14 protein-coding genes are annotated in these 19,482 nt (G+C 61.5%); 8 read left to right on the top strand and 6 right to left on the bottom strand.

Going from position 1 to position 19,482, the window contains the following annotated elements; all coding sequences use genetic code 11:
• The first annotated feature begins 1 nt into the window (after position 1).
• The gene (locus AC1DYF_RS03480) at positions 2-3,148 is read left to right on the top strand and encodes an efflux RND transporter permease subunit (RefSeq protein ID WP_477875279.1); all 3,147 of its coding nucleotides are present in this window, start codon (positions 2-4) and stop codon (positions 3,146-3,148) included.
• A gap of 63 nt (positions 3,149-3,211) precedes the next feature.
• On the opposite strand, the gene kynU is transcribed toward AC1DYF_RS03480, so the two are convergent.
• The 4 genes from kynU to AC1DYF_RS03460 all read right to left on the bottom strand — a co-directional run bounded on the left by kynU (position 3,212) and on the right by AC1DYF_RS03460 (position 7,452).
• A complete protein-coding gene (gene kynU, locus AC1DYF_RS03475; RefSeq protein WP_477875277.1) occupies positions 3,212-4,414 on the bottom strand; it encodes a kynureninase in 1,203 nt (400 codons plus the stop codon).
• On the bottom strand, positions 4,411-5,250 hold the full coding sequence (locus AC1DYF_RS03470) for a tryptophan 2,3-dioxygenase (RefSeq protein WP_477875275.1): 840 nt from the start codon (positions 5,248-5,250) through the stop codon (positions 4,411-4,413). Before AC1DYF_RS03470 ends, kynU begins: the two co-directional genes overlap by 4 nt.
• The gene (locus AC1DYF_RS03465; protein WP_477875273.1) at positions 5,250-6,866 is read right to left on the bottom strand and encodes an AMP-binding protein; all 1,617 of its coding nucleotides are present in this window, start codon (positions 6,864-6,866) and stop codon (positions 5,250-5,252) included. Before AC1DYF_RS03465 ends, AC1DYF_RS03470 begins: the two co-directional genes overlap by 1 nt.
• An 85-nt stretch (positions 6,867-6,951) precedes the next feature.
• Positions 6,952-7,452: a MarR family winged helix-turn-helix transcriptional regulator gene (locus tag AC1DYF_RS03460; protein WP_477875271.1), complete on the bottom strand. Its 501-nt coding sequence runs from the start codon at positions 7,450-7,452 to the stop codon at positions 6,952-6,954.
• 321 nt (positions 7,453-7,773) lie between these two features.
• On the opposite strand from AC1DYF_RS03460, the gene AC1DYF_RS03455 reads away from it, so the two are divergent.
• Positions 7,774-8,592, top strand: coding sequence for an alpha/beta hydrolase (locus AC1DYF_RS03455; RefSeq protein ID WP_477875269.1), 819 nt, complete (start codon positions 7,774-7,776; stop codon positions 8,590-8,592).
• A 131-nt stretch (positions 8,593-8,723) separates the two neighbouring features.
• On the opposite strand, the gene AC1DYF_RS03450 is transcribed toward AC1DYF_RS03455, so the two are convergent.
• Positions 8,724-9,392 (bottom strand): TetR/AcrR family transcriptional regulator, encoded by a 669-nt coding sequence (locus tag AC1DYF_RS03450; RefSeq protein ID WP_477875267.1) that lies wholly within the window; start codon positions 9,390-9,392, stop codon positions 8,724-8,726.
• A 206-nt stretch (positions 9,393-9,598) separates the two neighbouring features.
• Here AC1DYF_RS03450 and AC1DYF_RS03445 point away from each other — a divergent pair, with 206 nt between their 5' ends.
• The 6 genes from AC1DYF_RS03445 to AC1DYF_RS03420 all read left to right on the top strand — a co-directional run bounded on the left by AC1DYF_RS03445 (position 9,599) and on the right by AC1DYF_RS03420 (position 18,868).
• Positions 9,599-11,143 (top strand): trimethylamine methyltransferase family protein, encoded by a 1,545-nt coding sequence (locus tag AC1DYF_RS03445; RefSeq protein ID WP_477875265.1) that lies wholly within the window; start codon positions 9,599-9,601, stop codon positions 11,141-11,143.
• A gap of 152 nt (positions 11,144-11,295) precedes the next feature.
• The gene (locus AC1DYF_RS03440) at positions 11,296-13,710 is read left to right on the top strand and encodes a GcvT family protein (protein WP_477875263.1); all 2,415 of its coding nucleotides are present in this window, start codon (positions 11,296-11,298) and stop codon (positions 13,708-13,710) included.
• 1 nt (position 13,711) lies between these two features.
• Positions 13,712-14,965, top strand: a complete 1,254-nt coding sequence (locus AC1DYF_RS03435) for a sarcosine oxidase subunit beta family protein (RefSeq protein WP_477875261.1) — start codon at positions 13,712-13,714, stop codon at positions 14,963-14,965.
• Between the two features lie 10 nt (positions 14,966-14,975).
• Positions 14,976-15,245, top strand: coding sequence for a sarcosine oxidase subunit delta (locus AC1DYF_RS03430; protein WP_477875259.1), 270 nt, complete (start codon positions 14,976-14,978; stop codon positions 15,243-15,245).
• A gap of 304 nt (positions 15,246-15,549) precedes the next feature.
• Positions 15,550-18,381, top strand: coding sequence for a 2Fe-2S iron-sulfur cluster-binding protein (locus tag AC1DYF_RS03425; RefSeq protein ID WP_477875257.1), 2,832 nt, complete (start codon positions 15,550-15,552; stop codon positions 18,379-18,381).
• Positions 18,374-18,868: a hypothetical protein gene (locus AC1DYF_RS03420; RefSeq protein WP_477875255.1), complete on the top strand. Its 495-nt coding sequence runs from the start codon at positions 18,374-18,376 to the stop codon at positions 18,866-18,868. Before AC1DYF_RS03425 ends, AC1DYF_RS03420 begins: the two co-directional genes overlap by 8 nt.
• Before the next feature lie 90 nt (positions 18,869-18,958).
• Here AC1DYF_RS03420 and AC1DYF_RS03415 read toward each other — a convergent pair whose 3' ends face one another.
• Positions 18,959-19,402 (bottom strand): SRPBCC family protein, encoded by a 444-nt coding sequence (locus AC1DYF_RS03415; protein WP_477875253.1) that lies wholly within the window; start codon positions 19,400-19,402, stop codon positions 18,959-18,961.
• Positions 19,403-19,482: the final 80 nt, after the last annotated feature.

Raw genomic sequence — 19,482 nt, 5'->3', positions numbered from 1 at the left:
TATGTCCAAGTTCTTCGTCGATCGTCCGGTTTTCGCCTGGGTCATCGCCATCATCATCATGATGGCCGGCCTGCTCGCCATTCGCACGCTGCCGATCTCGCAATATCCACAGGTCGCGCCAACAACGATCAAGATCGTCGCCACCTATCCCGGCGCCGACGCCGCAACGGTCGAAAACTCGGTGACCAAGATCATCGAGGAAGGCCTGACCGGCATCGACTATATGGACTACATGACCTCATCGTCGACCGCCACGGGCCAGGCGACGGTCAACGTCATCTTCACCTCCGACGCCAATCCCGACGTCGCCCAGGTGCAGGTACAGAACAAGGTACAGCTGATCACCAGCCAGCTGCCGCAAGCCGTGCAATCGCAAGGCTTGACGGTGACCAAGGCCGGCACCGGCTTCTTCATGGTCGTCGCCTTCGTCTCGACCGACGACAAACTCAAGCCCGTCGACCTCGCCGATCTCATCGACAGCGACGTCAACGATCCCATCCGCCGCATCGAGGGCGTGGGCGACACGCAGATCTTCGGCTCCAGCTATGCGATGCGCATCTGGGTCGATCCGCAGAAGCTGGAAAAATACCAGCTGATGGTCAGCGACGTCACCAAGGCCGTCACGGCGCAGAACGTGCAGGTCTCCGCCGGCCAGCTCGGTGCTTTGCCGCAGTCGCCAAGCCAGCAGCTCAACGCCACGGTGACGGCACGCAGCCAGCTGCAGACGCCGGAACAGTTCGGCAATATCATCGTCAAGAGCGAGCAGGACGGCTCGATCGTGCGGTTGCGCGACGTGGCGCGGATCGAGGTCGGCGCCGCCAACTACAACACGTCGGGCGTCTATAACGGCCACTATTCCGCCGGCCTCGGCATTCAGCTGGCTGGCAATGCCAATGCGCTGACCACCGCGGCCGATGTCGTCTCGACGCTCGACGCACTGAAGACCAGCTTGCCGCCGAATGTCGAAATCCACTATCCCTTCGACACGACGCCCTTTGTCAGGCTGTCGCTTGAGGATGTGGCGAAGACGCTGATCGAAGCCATTGCGCTGGTCTTCGTCGTCATGTTCGTCTTTCTGCAGAACCTGCGCGTGACCTTGATCCCGACACTGGCCGTGCCTGTGGTGCTGCTCGGCACATTCGGCGTGCTCGCCGTATTCGGCTATACGATCAACACGCTGACCATGTTCGCCATGGTGCTGGCCATCGGCCTGTTGGTCGACGACGCCATCGTCGTGGTCGAGAATGTCGAACGCCTGATGAGCGAGGAAAAACTCAGTCCACGCCAGGCGACGATCAAGTCGATGCAGCAGATCAGCGGCGCGCTGATCGGCATTGCCACCGTGCTGTCGGCGGTGTTCGTGCCGATGGCCTTCTTCCCCGGCTCCGTCGGCATCATCTACCGCCAGTTCTCGGTGACCATCGTTTCGGCCATGCTGCTCTCGGTGCTGGTCGCCCTGACCTTCACGCCAGCGCTCTGCGCCACTCTGCTGAAGAAAGTCCCTCACGGCGAAAAGAAGGGCATCTACGGTATCTTCAACAAGATTATCGGCGGCGCGACCAACGGCTATGGCCGGACGACCGATGTCGTCGTCCATCGCGCCTTCCGCTTCTCGATCCTGTTCGTGCTGGTCGCTGTCGCCGCAGGCTTCCTGTTTGTCCGCCTGCCCACCTCCTTCCTGCCGCAGGAAGACCAGGGCCGCCTGCTCGTCGCCGTCAACCTGCCGGCCGGCGCCACTGCGACGCGCACGACCAAGGCGCTGAACCAGGTGATCAATTACTTCCTGACCAAGGAGAAGAAGAATGTCGACGGCGTCTTCGGCAGCGTCGGCTTCAACTTCACCGGTCAAGGCCAGAATGTCGCCATCGGCTTCATCGCGCTCAAGGATTTTGAACAGCGAACGGCGCCCGGATCGGATGCGCAATCGATCGCCAAGCGCGCCATGGGCAATTTCTTCCGCACCATCAAGGACGGTCAGGTCCTGATCGTCGCGCCGCCGGCGATCCCCGGCTTCGGCACCTCGTCGGGCTTTGAATTCTACCTGCAGGACACGGCCAATCTCGGCCACCTGAAACTGATGGCCGCTCGCAACCAGGTGGTCAAAGAGGCTGGGCAGGATAGCAAGCTTTCCAGCGTGCGGCCGAACGGTCTCGACGATGCGCCGGAATATTCAATTGATATCGACCAGGACAAGGCGAGCTCGATGAATCTCAGCCTCTCCGACATCGATACGACGTTGTCGAGCGCATGGGGTTCGAGCTACATCAACGACTTCAATCACAATGGCCGCATCAAGCCGGTCTATATCCAGGGCGACACGAATTCGCGCATGCAGCCCGAAGACCTGGACAAGTGGTTGGTGCGCAATTCCAATGGTGAAATGGTGCCTTTCTCCGCTTTCGCCACCGGCAAATGGCGCGTCGGCTCACCCAAGCTCGACCGCTATGACGGCTATCCCGCCGTGCAGATCCAGGGTGCTGCCAATGATGTCAGTTCCGGTGAATCGATGACGGAAATCGCCGACATCGTCGGCAAATTGCCGCCGAGCTACCACATTGCCTGGACCGGTCTGTCGAAGCAGGAAGTGGCGTCCGGCGCTTCGTCCGGCCAACTCTATGCACTCTCGGTTCTGGTCGTCTTCCTGGCGCTCGCAGCCCTCTACGAAAGCTGGTCGATCCCGTTCGCCGTGCTTTTGTCTGTTCCGATCGGCGTGCTCGGCGCGCTGACGGCCGCGACCCTGTTCGGGCAGGAAAACGACATCTATTTCAAGGTCGGCCTRCTGACCACGATCGGCCTTGCCGCCAAGAACGCCATCCTGATCATCGAGTTCGCCGTCGAAAAGATTCGTAACGACGAGCCGCTGTTGCAGGCGACCGTCGAAGCGGCCCGCCAGCGCCTGCGGCCGATCCTGATGACCTCGTTTGCCTTCATACTCGGCGTCCTGCCGCTGGCGATCGCCTCCGGCCCCGGTTCCAAAGCGCAGAACTCGATCGGCATCGGCGTCATGGGCGGCACGATCGCCTCGACCCTGCTCGGCATCTTCTTCATCCCGATGCTCTTCGTCATCACCTGGAAGATCTTCAAGCCGAAGATGAAGCATGCGGAGGAGGAAGCGACCGATCATGCCGTCGCAGCGCCGGCTGAATAGACGCTCAATTGACGAGACGCTTGTCAGAGCCAAGCGCCTCGACCGGCACGCGCCATTGCCGGCTCAGGTCACTCTGGACCTGACATTGTATTTCGGCGCACGCCATATCCCGCTGGAGATGACGTCCTCCACGATGGCCGCGGCTTTCCGGACATCGTCCTTGTCGAGATAAAGCGGGGTGAAGCCGAATCTCATGATATCGGGCGCACGGAAATCGCCGATGACGCCGCGATCGATGAGCGCCTGCATTGCCGCGTAGCCATTGTCGAACGAAAACGACACTTGGGAGCCCCGCCGCTCAGGGTCGCGCGGCGAAGCGAGCGTCAATTGCGGGCATCGCGCCTCCACCTCGGCGATGAAGAGCTCGGAGAGCTCGATCGACGCATCGCGGATGTCTCGCATGTCGACACCCTCCCAGACATCCAGCGCAACATCGAGTACGGAAAGCTGGATGATCGGCGGCGTGCCGACCCGGAGCCGTTCCGTCGACATTGCCGGACGATAGCCGAGTTCCATCGCGAACGGCGCTTCATGCCCCATCCAGCCAGCGAGGGCGGGCCGGACGTCGGAAATAACGTCGGGTCGCACATAGATGAAAGCCGGAGCACCAGGACCACCATTCAGATACTTATAGGTGCAGCCGACGGCGAACTCGGCGTTGGAGCCCTGCATGTCGACCGGCAAAGCGCCGGCGCTGTGCGCCAGGTCCCAGATCATCACGGCGCCAGCTTGATGCGCCTTGCGTGTAATTTCCGCCATGTCGTGAACCCGACCGGAACGGTAATCGACCTGGGTGAGGAGGACCACGGCGACCGTCTCGTCGATCGCGTCGGCGACATCTTCCGGCGCTGGCGTCCGGAGCTGGTAGCCTCCGCCGATTGTGTCAATCAATCCCTGGACCATGTAGAGGTCGGACGGAAAGTTTCCGTTGTCCGACAGGATGACTTTTCTATCCAGCCGCATTTTCAGCGCCGCCGCCAGTGCCTGGTAGACCTTGATGGACAGCGTGTCGCCAGTGGCGACCGTGCCTGCGGGCGCTCCGATCAACCGGCCGATCCTGTCGCCGACGCGCTGCGGCAGCGATATCCATCCGGCGGAATTCCACGCCCGGATCAGCTGGGCGCCCCATTCCTGCGTTATCGTCTTGCTGGCACGATCGACCGCGCCGTTCGGCAACGGCCCGAGGGAATTGCCGTCGAGATAAATCACGCCTTCCGGCAGTTCGAAAAGCTCTTTCTTCGGAAGTTGGTTCTTGCTCACGCTCATAGCTCTCCACGCAGTCGCCAAAGTTCGGGAAATAGTTCGACGCTCAACATTTTCTGCAGATATTGAACGCCCGCGGTGCCACCGGTTCCTCGTTTGAAGCCGATGATCCGTTCCACCGTGGTCACATGATTGAACCGCCAGCGACGGAAATAATCCTCGAGATCAACAAGTTTTTCTGCCAGTTCGTAGAGGGGCCAATAGCGCTCGACATTCTCGTAGACGATCTTCCAGCGGGCCTGCACCTCGGCGACAGGCGCATGCGGCGAGCGCAGTTGCGGCGGCGGCGCACCCTTGTCCGAACCTTCGAGTTCCCGGTAGAGATGGGCGATGACTTCGTCGTAAAAACTCGGCCGATCCAGTTCTTCGGACAGTGCCTTGTGGACCTCGGGCACATGCTGGTGCGGTCCCAGCATGTTGGGATTGCGGTTTCCGAGCACGTATTCGATCATCCGGTACTGGTAGGACTGGAAGCCGGACGATGGACCGAGTGCCTCGCGGAATTTCGTATAATCCGCCGGCGTCATGGTTCTGAGCACGTCCCACGCGCTGTTCAACTGCTCGAATATTCTCGAAACCCGCGCCAGCATCTTGAACATCGCCGGAATCTCGCCAGCCTTGAGGGCCTTGCGTGCGCCGCTGAGTTCATGGATGGCAAGCTTCATCCAGAGTTCGCTGGTTTGATGCTGGATGATGAACAGCAGTTCGTCATGCGCAGTGCTCAGCGGATGCTGCTGGCTGAGAATGCCATCGAGATGCAGATAGTCGCCATAGGACATGGCGTCGGCGAATTTCATCTTCGCCCCTTCGGCGGCGGGATTATAGGGTTGGTTGGACATCAGTTGCTCCTGAGCTTGAAGCGCTGAATTTTCCCTGTTTCCGTCTTGGGCAGCGCGTCGACGAAAACCAGCGCTCGGGGATATTTGTAGGGCGCGATCGTCGCCTTGACGTGGTCCTGAATATCCTTGGCGAGCTCCGGGCCGGGCGCGAAGCCGGGCTTCAACACGACATGCGCCTTGACGATATGACCGCGCTCCTCGTCAGGCGCACCGGTCACGGCGCATTCCGCGACGCTCCTGTGCGACAGCAACGCCGCCTCGACTTCCGGTCCTGCGATATTGTAGCCCGCCGAGATGATCATGTCGTCGTTGCGGGCGGCGAAATGGAAATAGCCCTGCTCGTCGCGGATGAATGTGTCGCCGGTGATGTTCCAACCATTCTGGACATATTCGCCCTGCCTTTCTCCCCGCAGATACCGGCAGCCTGTCGGGCCGCGCACGGCGAGGCGGCCGGGCGTGCCGGCAGGCGCTTCCTCGCCATCCGCGCCGAGGACCTTCACCTCGTATCCGCCTACGGGCTTGCCGGTGCATGCGGGCTTATGGTCGTCGAACCGGTTGGTGATGAAGATGTGCAGCAATTCGGTCGAGCCGATGCCGTCGAGCATCGGCTTTCCGGTCTTGGCCATCCATTCGTCATAAATCGGACCCGGAAGCGTTTCGCCGGCCGAGACCGCAGCTCGCAGGGAGGAGAGGTCTGCACCACCATCCATAGCGCGCATCATTGCCCGATAGGCGGTCGGGGCGGTGAAGCAGACAGTGGCGTGATATTTCTGGATGATGTCGACCATGTTCGGCGGCGAAGCAGTTTCGAGAAGAGTCGCCGCGGCGCCGAAACGCAGCGGAAACACGGCCAGACCGCCCAGGCCGAAGGTGAATGCCAGCGGTGGCGAACCGACAAACACATCATCGGAAGTGACACCAAGCACTTCTCGCGCATATCCGTCCGCAATGATGAGCAGATCCCGATGGAAGTGCATGGTGGCCTTCGGGTCGCCGGTGGACCCAGAGGTGAAGCCGATCAGCGCGACATCGTCCTGAGACGTCGGCACAGCGTGGAAGGTGACGGGTTTTTCCAGCGCCAGTCGGTCGAGTTCGGCGTCGTGGTTCCAGGTGCCGTCGAAACCGACCACCGTCTTCAGGTAGGCGCTGGTCTTGGCGCAGGTTTGCAGTTCATCGAGCAGGCGCGTATCGCAGAGCGCATGGCTGATCTCAGCCTTGTCGACATATTTGGCCAGTTCGCCCGCACGCAGCATCGGCATGGTGTTGACGACGACGGCGCCGGCCTTGGTCGCTGCGAGCCAGCAGGCGACCATGGCCGGATTGTTTGCCGAGCGGATCATCACCCTGTTGCCGGGCCTGACGCCGAAATCCTCGACCAGCGCATTCGCCAGGCGGTTGGTCCAGTCCGCCAATTCCTTGTAGGTGCGCCGGCGACCTTGCCCGATCAAGGCGGTGTGGTCGCCAAAACCGCGCGCGACCATGGCATCGGTCAGTTCGACGCCCACATTGAGCCTGTCGGGATAGTCGTAGCCGTCCAGCAGAAGATCCGGCCAGCTCTCTGGCAGCGGCAGGTTTTCCCGGGCAAAGATATCCTCGTGCGCCGATGGTTTTAACATCCCATTACCCTCCTCTTAATTGAACCGAGCCGCCCATGGCGGTGGTCGCAAACCTTGAACACCTCGCCTTATGCGCTGCCGCCGATCAGTCCTCGGTCGCGCCTAAGGCTTCCTCACGCTCCTCGAGCTTGTCGGTCAGATGGTCGAGCCGCAGGATCATGCCATCGACGTCGTCCTCGTTCAGGCGGGCAAAAATCTCGTCTATCCAGGCCTCGTGCGCCGCGGCGTTGCGGACGAACTCCTCCTGGCCCTTGGTCGTCAGGCGGACGATCAGCGCCCGCCGGTCATTGGGCGGCGTGACGCGCAGCACCAGGCCCTCTTCCGCAAGCTTGTCGACGATGCCGGTGACATTGCCGTTGGAGACGCGCAGCATTTTCGAGATTTCGTTCATCCTGAGGCCTTGCGGCGACCGCGCAAGCGCCGACATCACGTCGAATCTGGGCAGCGTCGAAGAAACATCGTTACGCAAGCGCCTCCGAAGTTCGTCCTCGACATAGCGGGTCGCCTTCAGCAGCCGTAGCCACAGCTTCAGCCTCTTCTTGGAGAGGGGTATCGAACTGTGTTCGATCTGCGGTCGGGCTTTCATGGCTTTCCTCCATCGGAACAAAGGCGCGGATCATGCGCCCGGTTTCCAAGGCTCATCGCTCGCTCATGGCGGCACGCGCGAAAACATGGGCGCACGCGGACCGAAGGCGTAGCGGTTGATCTGCGGCCGATAATATTCGAGCGTCGAAACTATTTCAAGCTTGAAATATGTAGGTTTGAAATTTATAGGTTTAAACTATCTGGCGGATGGAGGAGCCTGATGCTTTGCTTGCGGGAAATCAGCTTCGCGCCACGGCACAGCCCTCTTGCCAACGGCGTGATGCCGACGCATCACGACTTGCCCTCGGATTGGAGTGACGAGATGACGGAAATCCACGGAATCGACTGGGAAGACGCTTTTGCCAACGCCGCCTATATCGCGGGCGGCATGGCGTTTCCGGAAAGGTGGACTGCACTGGCTGACACTTTTCGAAAGCAGGCCTCGTGCGAACTGGACATTGCATATGGCGATGGCCCGCGTGAGCGTTTCGATCTCTTTCGCCCTGCCAGTGTCCCCAGAGGCCTGGCCGTGTTCGTGCACGGGGGCTACTGGCTGGATTTCGACAAATCGAGCTGGTCGCATCTGGCGGGCGGCGCGCTCGCACTGGGCTGGGCTGTCGCCATGCCGAGCTATCCGCTTGCGCCAGGCGCGAGGATACACCAGATGACGCGTGCCGTCGGCACGGCGGTGACACGCGCCGCCGAGCTCGTCGACGGGCCGGTTCGCTTGGCGGGGCATTCCGCCGGTGGACATCTGGTCAGCCGCATGATCTGCGACGACAGCCCTTTGCCAAGCTCAATCGCGAACCGGGTGGAACGCGTCGTGAGCATCAGCGGACTGCATGATCTTCGTCCGCTGCAGCTGCATTCGATGAACGAGCAGCTCGGTCTCGACGCGGAGGAAGCCGTTGCCGAAAGCGCCGCCCTCAGAACCCCAAGGCCCATTTCCGAAGTGATTGCCTGGGTCGGCGCCCGCGAGCGCCCCGAATTTCTCAGGCAATCGGCACTGCTCGTCGAAGCCTGGGGTCGGAAGGGCCAGAATGCCCGGCTTGTCGCCGATCCCGGGCGTCATCATTTCGATGTCATAGAAGGTCTTTGCGATCCCGCCCATCCGCTCGCACAGGCATTTGCCGGCGAATGACGAAAGCAGCCGTCCGTCACTCGATCGAGCTGCCGCAGCTGGCTGCATTGCGCACGGATAAATAGACAGAAGTGTATAGAAATCGGGCGATTTTTGACTGCGACGACACGGCAGCCAGTCGGCTGCCGACCTCATTTGCCGTAAAGATGCACGAACTTCTCAAGTCTTTCGATCTCTTCGGCCTCGGGCTCCACGCCTGAGAAACCGCGCAGGTAGGACCTGACATGCGTAAGGCGGATTGCCTGCGTTTCCTGCACTTCGAGCGTATAGTGACCGATCTGGGTGAAATACAGGATTCGCGCGCGGATGAAGGCATCCTCGTCTTCGTATCCATAGCGCTTGAACATCTTGGACAAGGCTTCCACGCGCTGGTCGTCTGCCTGCCCAACGATGGAACGAACCTTGGGGTCACGGCGGCCCCAGAACCTCACCGCGATGTCCAGGTTGGGATCGAAAAGCTTGGGGTCAACCCAGCATTCGAAGACGTTGCAGATCGCCTTCGTGACCGTGGCAGCGGGCCGCATGGTTCGCTCGATGATCGGACCCGTATTGCGCTCAAGCCAATGGGACAGAAGCTGGTCCTGCAGGTCCTGGATACTGTCGAAGAACCAATAGAAACTCGACCGGGAAACACCGAGCTTCTTTGCCATGACCTGCACCTTGACCTGGTCGATTCCCTCGTTCACCAGCGCCTCTATGGCGAGGCTCAGCCAATCCGCCTTGGTTGATTTACCGCCAGCCGCGTTTTCATCGACCTCCTCATTGGCCTGCTTCGTCGTCGGTACCACCGGTGTCACCATGCTGGTCTCTTGTCGCTCGTGTTTTGCCGGATTCGTCCGCCGGACCAATGTCCCGTATCGCAGATCGTTTTGCAACGCGGTTCCCACCGAACGCTGACTGCGGCCGGAATCATGGACGCCTCCCAGCCGCCAGCAGCGAAATTTTCTATAGACATCATTGTACAGAAAATGTTAAGCAGGCGTCAAGTCAATAAGAGGAGGCTCCGATGGACGACAGCGCCAGGACTGCGAGGAGAGACAGACGGAGAGGGGCTTCCAGCTCATCGTCCGCGGAGCGTCATACGAACTACAATAGGCTGAGGAACACCTTTGCTCCTCAAACAATCTTCTCGGACGACGAGATCGCCAATATCCATGAGACCGCGCTCAGGGTGATCGAGAACCTGGGCATCAAGGTGCTCCTGCCGGACGCCCGTGCTCGCTATGCGGCCGCCGGCGCACTCGTCGACGAGAGCACGCAGATGGTTCGCATCGGGCGCGACATTGTCGAAAGCGCCCTCGCCGCGGCCCCGAAGAGCTTCCAGGCCAAGGCTGGCGCGCCGGAAAGAGATCAAATTTTCGAGCTTGGCACGATGATGTTTCTTGCCGGTTGCGGAGCGCCCAATGTCACCGACATCGACAGGGGACGGCGCGCAGGCACATTGGCCGATTTCGAAAATCTGACGAAGATCGTCCAGAGTTTCGATGTGCTGCATGCCCAAGGTCCCTATGTCGAAGCCCAGGACGTCGACGTCCGTTTCAGGCATTACGCTGTCGCCCGTGTCCAGCTGACGAAATCGGACAAGTTTCCGTTCGTCTATGCGCGCGGAACGCGGCAGGTGGAGCAATCGTTCGAGATGTTGAAGCTGGCGCGCGGCGTCGACGACGCCGCGTTCATGGCCACACCCCACAGCTACACCGTCATCAATACCAATTCCCCGCGGCAGCTCGACATCCCGATGGCAAGGGGCATTATCGACTTCGCGCGATTTGGGCAGATCTCGATCATCACGCCTTTCTGCCTAGCGGGCGCGATGGCGCCGATCAGCGTCGCAGGCGCCCTGGCGCTTCAGCATGCCGAAGCGCTCGCGGGCATCACGCTGTCGCAAATCGTCAACCGGGGCGCGCCTGTCGTCTACGGAAGCTTTTCGTCCAATGTCGACATGAAGTCCGGCGCGCCCGCCTTCGGCACACCGGAGCATGTCAAGGCAACGCTCGGTGCAGGACAGCTTGCCCGGCATGTCGGCTTGCCGTGGCGCTCGGGCGGCGGCTCGGCTTCAAACACCAACGACAGCCAGGCGGCGCATGAGACACAGTTTGCACTCTGGGGCTCGGTGCTAGCGGGAGCGACCATCTGCATCCATGCTGCAGGCTGGCTCGAGGGCGGCCTGTCCGTGTCCTACGAGAAGCTGATAACCGACCTGGAGGCCCTGCAGACATTCGCCGAACTCTTCGTGCCCACCTCGGGAAGCATCGACGAGATCGGATATGACGCAATCGCGGATGTCCAGCCGGGAGGCCACTTCTTCTCCACCCAGCACACCATGGACCGCTACAGAACCGCGTTCTACCAGCCCCTGGTCGCCGACCTCTCGAATTTCGGCAACTGGGCCGAGGCCGGCGCCAAGGACGCGACGCGACGCGCCAACGAAATCTGGAAGCGAACGGTCGCCGACCACAAGCCGATAGAGCGTGCCGACGAGATCGACGCCGTCCTGGAGGAATATATCGCGCACGGGACTGCCGCAGGCGGTGCCGAGGCCGAAAGCTAGGGACGACACGGACCGCTCCGACTTTGCCGCGCCGCAGCTTGCCGACGATCCATTTTTCGCACATTTGATGTACTGAAATGTCGCGATTTGCGCTGGCGCCAAACGGATTATGTCTATACAAATAGCCCGCGAAAGGGATGCAGGGGTTTCCGATGAAAAGTCATTATAAGGTCGTGGTCATTGGTGGCGGTGTGGTCGGAGCGGCGACGCTTTATCATCTTGCCAAATTCGGCTGGAACGACACGCTGCTGATCGAGCGCAACGTGCTGACCTCCGGCTCGAGCTGGCACGCGGCCGGCGGCTTCCATGCGCTGAACTCCAACCCGAACGTCGCGACGCTGCACGCCTATACGATCGATCTGCTTTCTGAGGTCGAGAAAGAATCGGGCGTCAATATCGGCATGCACACGACCGGCGGCATTTCCTATGCCTGCAATCCCGACCGCTGGGACGCGCTGAAAGCCTCTTATCGTGTCTTCCAGTCGACCGGCATCGATGACGTGCGTCTAATCGAGCTGGACGAAATCCTCGAGCGCTGCCCGATCGTCAAGCCGGACGGTATCATCGGCGGCCTCTATGCCGAGCGCGAGGGCCATATCGATCCTTCCGCCGTCGTTCACGCCTATGCCAAGGCCGCCCGCATGCGCGGCGCACAAGTCGTCGAGAAGAACCGGGTCATCGATCTCAAGCAGCGGCCGGATCAGTCCTGGGATGTGGTCACCGAGCAGGGCACCGTCAATGCCGAGCATGTCGTCAATGCCGGCGGCCTCTGGGCCAAGCAGGTCGGCCGCATGGCTGGACTGGAACTGCCGGTTTCACCGCTCGAACACATGTATTTCGTCACTGAAGCGATCCCGGAAGTCGGCGCACTCAAGCGCGAGCTGCCGACCATGGTTGACCTCGATGGCTTCTCCTATCTGCGCCAGGAGCAGAAGGGCATCCTGCTCGGCATCTACGAGCTCGAGCATCGCCACTGGAACATGGACGGCGCGCCCTGGGATTACGGCTTCGACCTGATCCAGGAAGACCCGGAACGCATCGAGCATGAGCTGACGCTATCCTACGAGCGCTATCCGGTGCTCGAAACCGCCGGCATCCGTCGCTGGGTCAACGGCGCGTTTACCTTCACGCCGGATGGCAATCCTCTGGTCGGTCCGGTGCGTGGCGTGCCGAACTACTGGGTCGCCTGCGGCGTCATGGCCGGCTTCATGCAGGGCGGCGGCGTCGGCAAGGCCTTGGCCGAATGGATGATCCACGGCGAGCCGGAAGACGACATTTTCGGCATGGACATCGCCCGCTACGGCGCCCACACCGCCAACCGGCAATATATCAAGGAGACCACCGGCCAGTTCTATTCGCGCCGGTTCGTGATGACCTATCCGAACCAGCAGCTCCCGGCCGGGCGGCCGCTGAAGGTTTCACCTTCCTACGATCAGATGACCGAGGCCGGCGCCCGCTGGGGCGTCTCCTGGGGTCTGGAAGTGCCGCTCTATTATGCGCCGAAGGACTATGTCGAGAACCACACGCTGCGCCGCTCGACCGCCTTCGATATCGTCGGCCGCGAAGTGCTGCACACCCGCGAGAAGGCGGGGCTTATCGATATCTCGGGCTATTCCCGCTATGAAGTGAAAGGTCCGAAGGCGTTCGAATGGCTCGATCGCGTCTTTGCCTGCAAGCTGCCAAAGCCCGGCCGCTCTGTGCTCGCGCCGATGCTGGCGCCGAACGGCAAGCTCAAGGGCGACCTCACCATCTTCAACTGGGGTGACGGCACCTGGTGGATCATGGGCTCCTACTATCTGCGCGAATGGCATATGCGCTGGTTCGAGAAGTTCGCGATGGAAGGCGTATCGGTCACCGACCTCTCTGACGCCTGGGTCGGCTTCTCGCTCTGCGGTCCGCGCTCGCGCGACGTGCTGCAGCGGGCGGCGGAAGACGATATCTCCAACGCCAATTTCAAGTTTCTTGCCTGCAAGGAGGTCGATATCGGCCTGGTGCGTGCCAAGGTCGGCCGCATGTCGGTGACCGGCGAGATGGGCTATGAGATCAACATCCCGGCCGCCTATCACCGCACAGTGCGCGAGACGCTGCTCAAGGCCGGCGCCGATCTCGGCCTGAAAGATGTCGGCTTCGGCGCCTCGCTCTCCATGCGTCTCGAAAAGAGCTACGGCATCTGGAACCGAGAATTCACGCAAGGCTATACGCCGCAGATGACGCTGTTCGACCGCTTCATCGATTTCGACAAACCCGATTTCATCGGCAAGCAGGCGGCCGTGGCGGAAAAGGAAACGCAGTCGGCCAAGCAATTGCAGGTGACGATCGAGGTCGACGCTGTCGACGCCGATGCCTCCGGCTACGAACCGATCTGGAAGGACGGCAAGCTGGTCGGGTATGTGACCTCGGGCGGCTATGGCTATACGATCGGCAAGTCGATCGCCATGGCGCTGGTCGACCGCGAATTTGCTGTGCCGGGCATGGAGCTCAAGACGCATATCGTCGGTGACGAACGCGCCTGCCGCATCATCGAGCCGTCGCCCTATGATCCCCAAGGCAAGGTGTTGAGGGCATAGAATGACCCGCCACTACTCCGCCTTCTCCCTTCTCAAGGAAGGCCTCAACAAACAAAAGGGCTGGGAAAAAGCCTGGCGCTCGCCGGAGCCTAAATCCTCCTATGATGCGATCATCATCGGCGGCGGCGGGCACGGCCTGGCGACCGCCTATTATCTCGCCAAGATGCACGGCATCACCAACATCGCCATCATCGAAAAAGGCTGGCTCGRCGGCGGCAATACCGGCCGCAACACCACCACGATCCGGTCGAACTACTTTTATCCCGAGAGCGCCGAACTCTACGAATATTCGATGAAGCTCTACGAGGGCCTGTCGAAGGAACTCAACTATAACATCATGTTCTCACAGCACGGCGTGCTGACCATGGTCCATTCCAAGGGCGAGATGGAAATCGCCGCCCGCCTGGTCAACGCCATGCAGATCAACGGCACCGACGCGTCGCTGGTCGGTGTCGACGAGATCAAAAAGCTGGTGCCGCTTTACGATCTGTCGCCGAGCGCCCGCTTCCAGGTCTGGGGTGGCGTCTGGCAGGGACGCGCGGGTTCGGCCCGGCACGACGCCATTGCCTGGGGTTACGCACGTGCGGCCGATCGCCTGGGCGTCGACATCATCCAGAATTGCGAAGTCCTTGACTTCATCCTCGAGAATGGCCGTTGCAAAGGCGTGGTGACCTCGAAAGGCCAGATCCGCTCCGACCGTGTCGGCCTTGCGGTCGCCGGCCATACGTCGCAGATGGCTGCCAAGGCTGGTTTCCGCCTGCCGATCATTTCCYACACGCTGCAGGCCTGCGTCTCCGAGCCGGTCAAGCCCGCCCTCGGCTGCACGGTGCTGGCACCCGCAACGGGCACATACGTCAATCAATCGGCCAAGGGCGAATTCGTCATCGGTGGCGGCATCGACCGTACGCCGTCCTATGCCCAACGCGGCAACCTTCCGCAGTTGGAGGTCGTTCTCTCGGGTCTCTTGGAAATGTTCCCGTCGCTCGGCCAGCTGAAGCTGATGCGCCAATGGGGCGGCGTCTGCGACGTGACGCCCGATTCCTCGCCAATCTTCGGCGAAAGCCCGCTCAAGGGGCTCTATCTCAGCTGCGGCTGGGGCACGGGCGGCTTCAAGGCCATCCCCGCCGGAGGCGTGATGCTGGCGCATCTGCTGGCCACCGGTAAACACCATGACCTGTCGAAGGCGTTCGACCTCGACCGCTTCCGCACCGGCCGGCTGATCGACGAAGCCGCCGGCTCCGGCATCCCGCACTGAGGAGCAAGAGATGCAACAATTCCCCTGCCCCTTCTGCGGCTTGCGGCCCGAAACCGAATTCCATTTTGCTGGCGATCTCGGCAATCTCCGCCCCGAGGGCTTTATGGATGTGACCGCCGAGACCTGGTCCGGCTATCTCTTCGCCCACAACAATCCCAAGGGCGAGACGAAGGAAGTCTGGAAGCACCTGACCTGCATGGAAGTCTTTTCCATGACGCGCGACACCGTGACCCACAAGGTCGCTTCATCCATGGCGCTACTGCCGGAAGGAGGGGTTTGATGCAGGCTAGTAGCTTGTCAGTCGTTCACGAGCATTCACCCCTCACCAAGCGCATCCAAGCCCTCGACTTCGTCTCGCGCGGACTTGCTATCCTCTCCCGCAAGGGGAGAGGCAGGGTGCCACGATCGCCGGCCTCGCTTAGGGCAAGGCGGTGCCACAGGTTTTTCCTCGCCCCTTGCGGGAGAGGATACGAAGGCCGGGTGAACGCAGTGAACCCTTGGCCGAAGTTGGTGAGGGGTGAAAAGCCTCAACAACGGTACCTCCGCTTTTTGAGAACTAACATTGCTAAAACCGGAGGCACCCCATGACCGCCTATCGCCTCCCGACCGGCGGCAACATCGACCGCTCGAAACCTCTCACCTTCACCTTCGACGGCCAGGCGGTGCAGGGCTTTGCCGGCGACACGGTCGCCTCGGCGCTGCTTGCCAACAATATCAAGCTCGTCGGCCGCAGCTTCAAATATCACCGTCCGCGCGGCCTTTGGGGTTTTGGCTCCGAGGAGCCGAATGCGCTGATCGACATTTCCGGCCCGGTCTCCGGCTCGGCCAACGACCGTGCGACCGTGGTCGACCTCGTCGATGGCTTGAAGATCCGCAGCGCCAACAACGATCCAAGCGCGCGTAGCGATCGCTTCGCCTACTTTGACCGCTTTTCACGCTTCATCCCGGCGGCATTCTACTACAAGACCTTCATGTTCCCCGACTGGAGCCGCTACGAACACCGCATCCGCGAGATGGCAGGGCTCGGCCGGCTGGACGAGAAATGGACGTCGCCGAAACGTGCGGCGCAACGCAACGCGCATGTCGATGTGCTTGTGGTCGGCATGGGTCCGGCCGGGCTATCTGCGGCGCTGGCTGCTGCTCTCAATGGCGAAACGGTCATCGTCGTCGACGAGCATTGGCAGGCCGGCGGCGCGCTCAGGCATCGGGATCAGGATGCGAAGATAAACGGCTTGCCGGCGATCGACTGGGTCGTACAGACCGTTGCGCGCATTCGCGAAACCGGAGCGACTGTTCTCACCGGCACGACGGCATTCGGCATCTATGATCATCTGATGGTCGGCCTCAACCAGCGGCACAGCGACGGAACGCGCGATACGCTCTGGCGGGTGCGGGCAAAGCGCATCGTGCTGGCGACCGGCGCGATTGAGCGGCCGCTCTCCTTCGCCAACAACGACCTGCCGGGCATCATGTCGGCGGATGCAGGCCTCGCCTTCCTGCGTCACCATGCCGTCCTCGTCGGCAAGCAAATCGTCGTCGCCACCAACAATTCCTCCGCAATGGAAGTCGCCGCTGCCATGGCTGCGGCAGGCGCCAAGGTCACCGTGATTGACAATCGCAGGGATGCAGGCGGGGCTGCCGGGAGCGTCACCTTGCTTGCCGGCCGGCGCGTGGTCGAGGCCATTGGTAAGCTTGAAGTGACAGGCGTCGTGCTCGATGACGGCACGCAGCTCCCGGCTGACGCCGTCTTGGTGTCCGGCGGCTGGACGCCCACCGTGCATCTGCACAGCCAGGCCAAGGGCAAGCTCGATTTCAGCGACGCACTGCAGACATTCGTGCCGGGAATGCTGGCGGAGAATGTCTCGGTCGTCGGCGCGGCGAACGGAAAGCTTCCGCTGCCGGACATTCACGCCGACACGACCGGTGCGACAAGCAGCTACACCATTTCCGCCGCCTGGCCAACGCCCGGCCAGAAGGGTCGCGTCTGGATCGACTATCAGAACGACGTCACCGCCAAGGATGTCGAACTCGCCGCCCGTGAAAACTTCACTTCGGTCGAGCATCTCAAGCGCTACACCACGCTCGGCATGGCGACCGATCAGGGCAAGACCTCCAACCTTAACGGTCTGGCGCTGATGGCGACGATCACCGGCCGGTCGATCCCCGAAGTCGGCACGACCACCTATCGTCCGCCCTTCACGCCGGTTCCGATCGCGAGCTTCGCCGGCCGCCGTTCGGGCATTCTCTTCAACCCCATACGGCGCCTGCCCTTGGAAAACGTCCATCGCGACGACGGTGCGACTTTCCAGGAATATGGCGGCTGGCTGCGGCCGGCCTTTTACGGCAAGGGCGGCGTCGACGAGGAAATGGCCCGCGAGGCGCTCGAGGCACGTCAGTCCGTCGCTCTGTTCGACGGCTCGACACTCGGCAAGATCGAGGTTATCGGAGCGCAGGCGGCCGAATTCCTTGATTTCATTTTCTACAACACCGTGTCGACCTTGAAGCCGGGCAAATGCCGCTATTGCTTCATCCTCACCGAAAGCGGCGTCGTCTACGACGACGGCGTGCTGGTGCGGCTGGCGGACGATCATTTCGTCGTGTCGTGCTCGTCCTCGCATGTGGCCGGCGTCTATTCGATGCTGGAAGACTGGCGGCAGGATCGGTTCGACCGCACCAAGGTTTTTGTCCACAATGCGACGACGAATTACGCAACGCTGACCGTCGCCGGCCCAAAATCTCGGGACTTGGTATCATCAGCGGATCTCGGGATTCCGCTGGACGATGCCACGCTGCCGCATATGTCGATCGCGCATGGATCGTTCCGCGACGACCCCGTCCGCGTTGCCCGCGTCAGCTTCACCGGTGACCGCTCCTATGAAATCTCCATCCGGTCGGACAAGGCGGAAGGCCTGTGGCGGCATCTCAGGACTGTGGGCCGCGACTTCAACGCCTCATTGCTCGGATCCGAAGCGCTTCTGCTGCTCAGGGCGGAGAAGGGTTATGTGATCGTCGGCAAGGACACGGACGGATTGACCCGCCCAGCCGATCTCGGCCTCGACGGCCCGCTCAAGAACAAGAAGGTGGAATTCCTCGGCAGGCGTTCGCTGATGATGGACGAAGCGCGGCGGGAAAACCGGCAGCAGTTCGTTGGACTGGAGGTCGCCGATGGCGGACCGATGCTGGTGGCCGGCGCGCACGGCGTGGAGCTTGACGGTGGCAAACACCGCTCGATCGGCTACGTGACCTCCAGTTACGCCAGTCCCAATCTCAAGCGGCCGATTGCGCTGGGCCTGATCGAACGCGGCATCAGCCGCCATGGCGAGGTGATCGACATCCGGCACATGGGCGAAATCCGCAAGGCCAAAATTGTCCAACCCTGTGCCTTCGATCCGGAAGGAGCGCGCCTCAATGCTTGATCTCTCCCAACATTGGCCACGGACGCCGGATTGGAAGCCGTCGATCGAGTTCTCGACCGGGCTTGCTTTGACCAGCGTCCCGGGCCTGCGGCAATATCTCGTCTCCGGCAACCTCGATCCGTTCGGCGAAAGCATCGGGGCATTCGGCATGGCAACGGATGAGCGCGTGGTTCTCCGCTTGGCTCGCGATCGCATTCTCGCGGTGAATCCCGATAGTGAACTGGTTGCCGCCGGGTGGCATCCCCGCGGCTATGCCATGACGGATGTCTCGGCGATGTATCACGCCTTCGAGCTTTCGGGAGACGATCTCGATGACGTGATCAGCGAAGCCGTGCAGATCGATCCGCGCAACGGCGGTCCCAGCGCAGCGACGATGTTCGCCGGCACGCAAGCCTTCGTCTATTGGAGGGCTGCCGGGCGGCTCCGGGTGCATGTGGAACGACCCTTCGCAACCCACATCGTCAGCTGGCTGCAGAGCCGCGATTAGCGGCCGGATAATAAAGTAACCAATCTCAGATTCAGGCGTGGCGCTCTCAGTGTTGCCCGGTCTCGCCACGCTCGCCTCCAAGGTGGAGGGCTATTGATTGATCTCAGGCTCGACAAGCTTCGCCAGGTTCCGGAGCGACTCCTGCCAGCCGAGATAGCAGCTCTCCGCTGGTATGACGTCCGGCACGCCGGCCTGGACGATGTTGAGTTCGGTGCCGCAGGAAACCTTGGTGAGCGTGATCGTGACCTCCATTTCACCCGGAAGGTTGGCGTCATCGAATGTGTCGGTGTAGCGCAGGCGCTCGCCGGGAACCAACTCGAGATAGTTGCCGCCGAAAGAGTGACTGTCGCCGGTGGTGAAATTGCGGAACGACATTCTGTGCGTGCCGCCGACGACAGCTTCCAGATGATGCACGGTGCAGGTAAAGCCGTTGGGCGGCAGCCACTTGGCGAGCGCATCGGCCTCGGTGAAGGCGCGATAGACCTTTTCAGGGCTGGCAGTCAGGACACGGTGCAGGCGTATGGTGCTTGGCATGGTCATAATCCCAGTTGTTGATGGTGTGGACGAACCCAGGACGCTCGGAGCCCGAACAATCCGACATGGGATCATGCATT

Source organism: Rhizobium sp. P2_G9, from assembly GCF_056403475.1.
The sequence above is the reverse complement of the archived record's forward strand: the minus strand, read 5'-3'. Positions and strand labels throughout refer to the sequence as shown.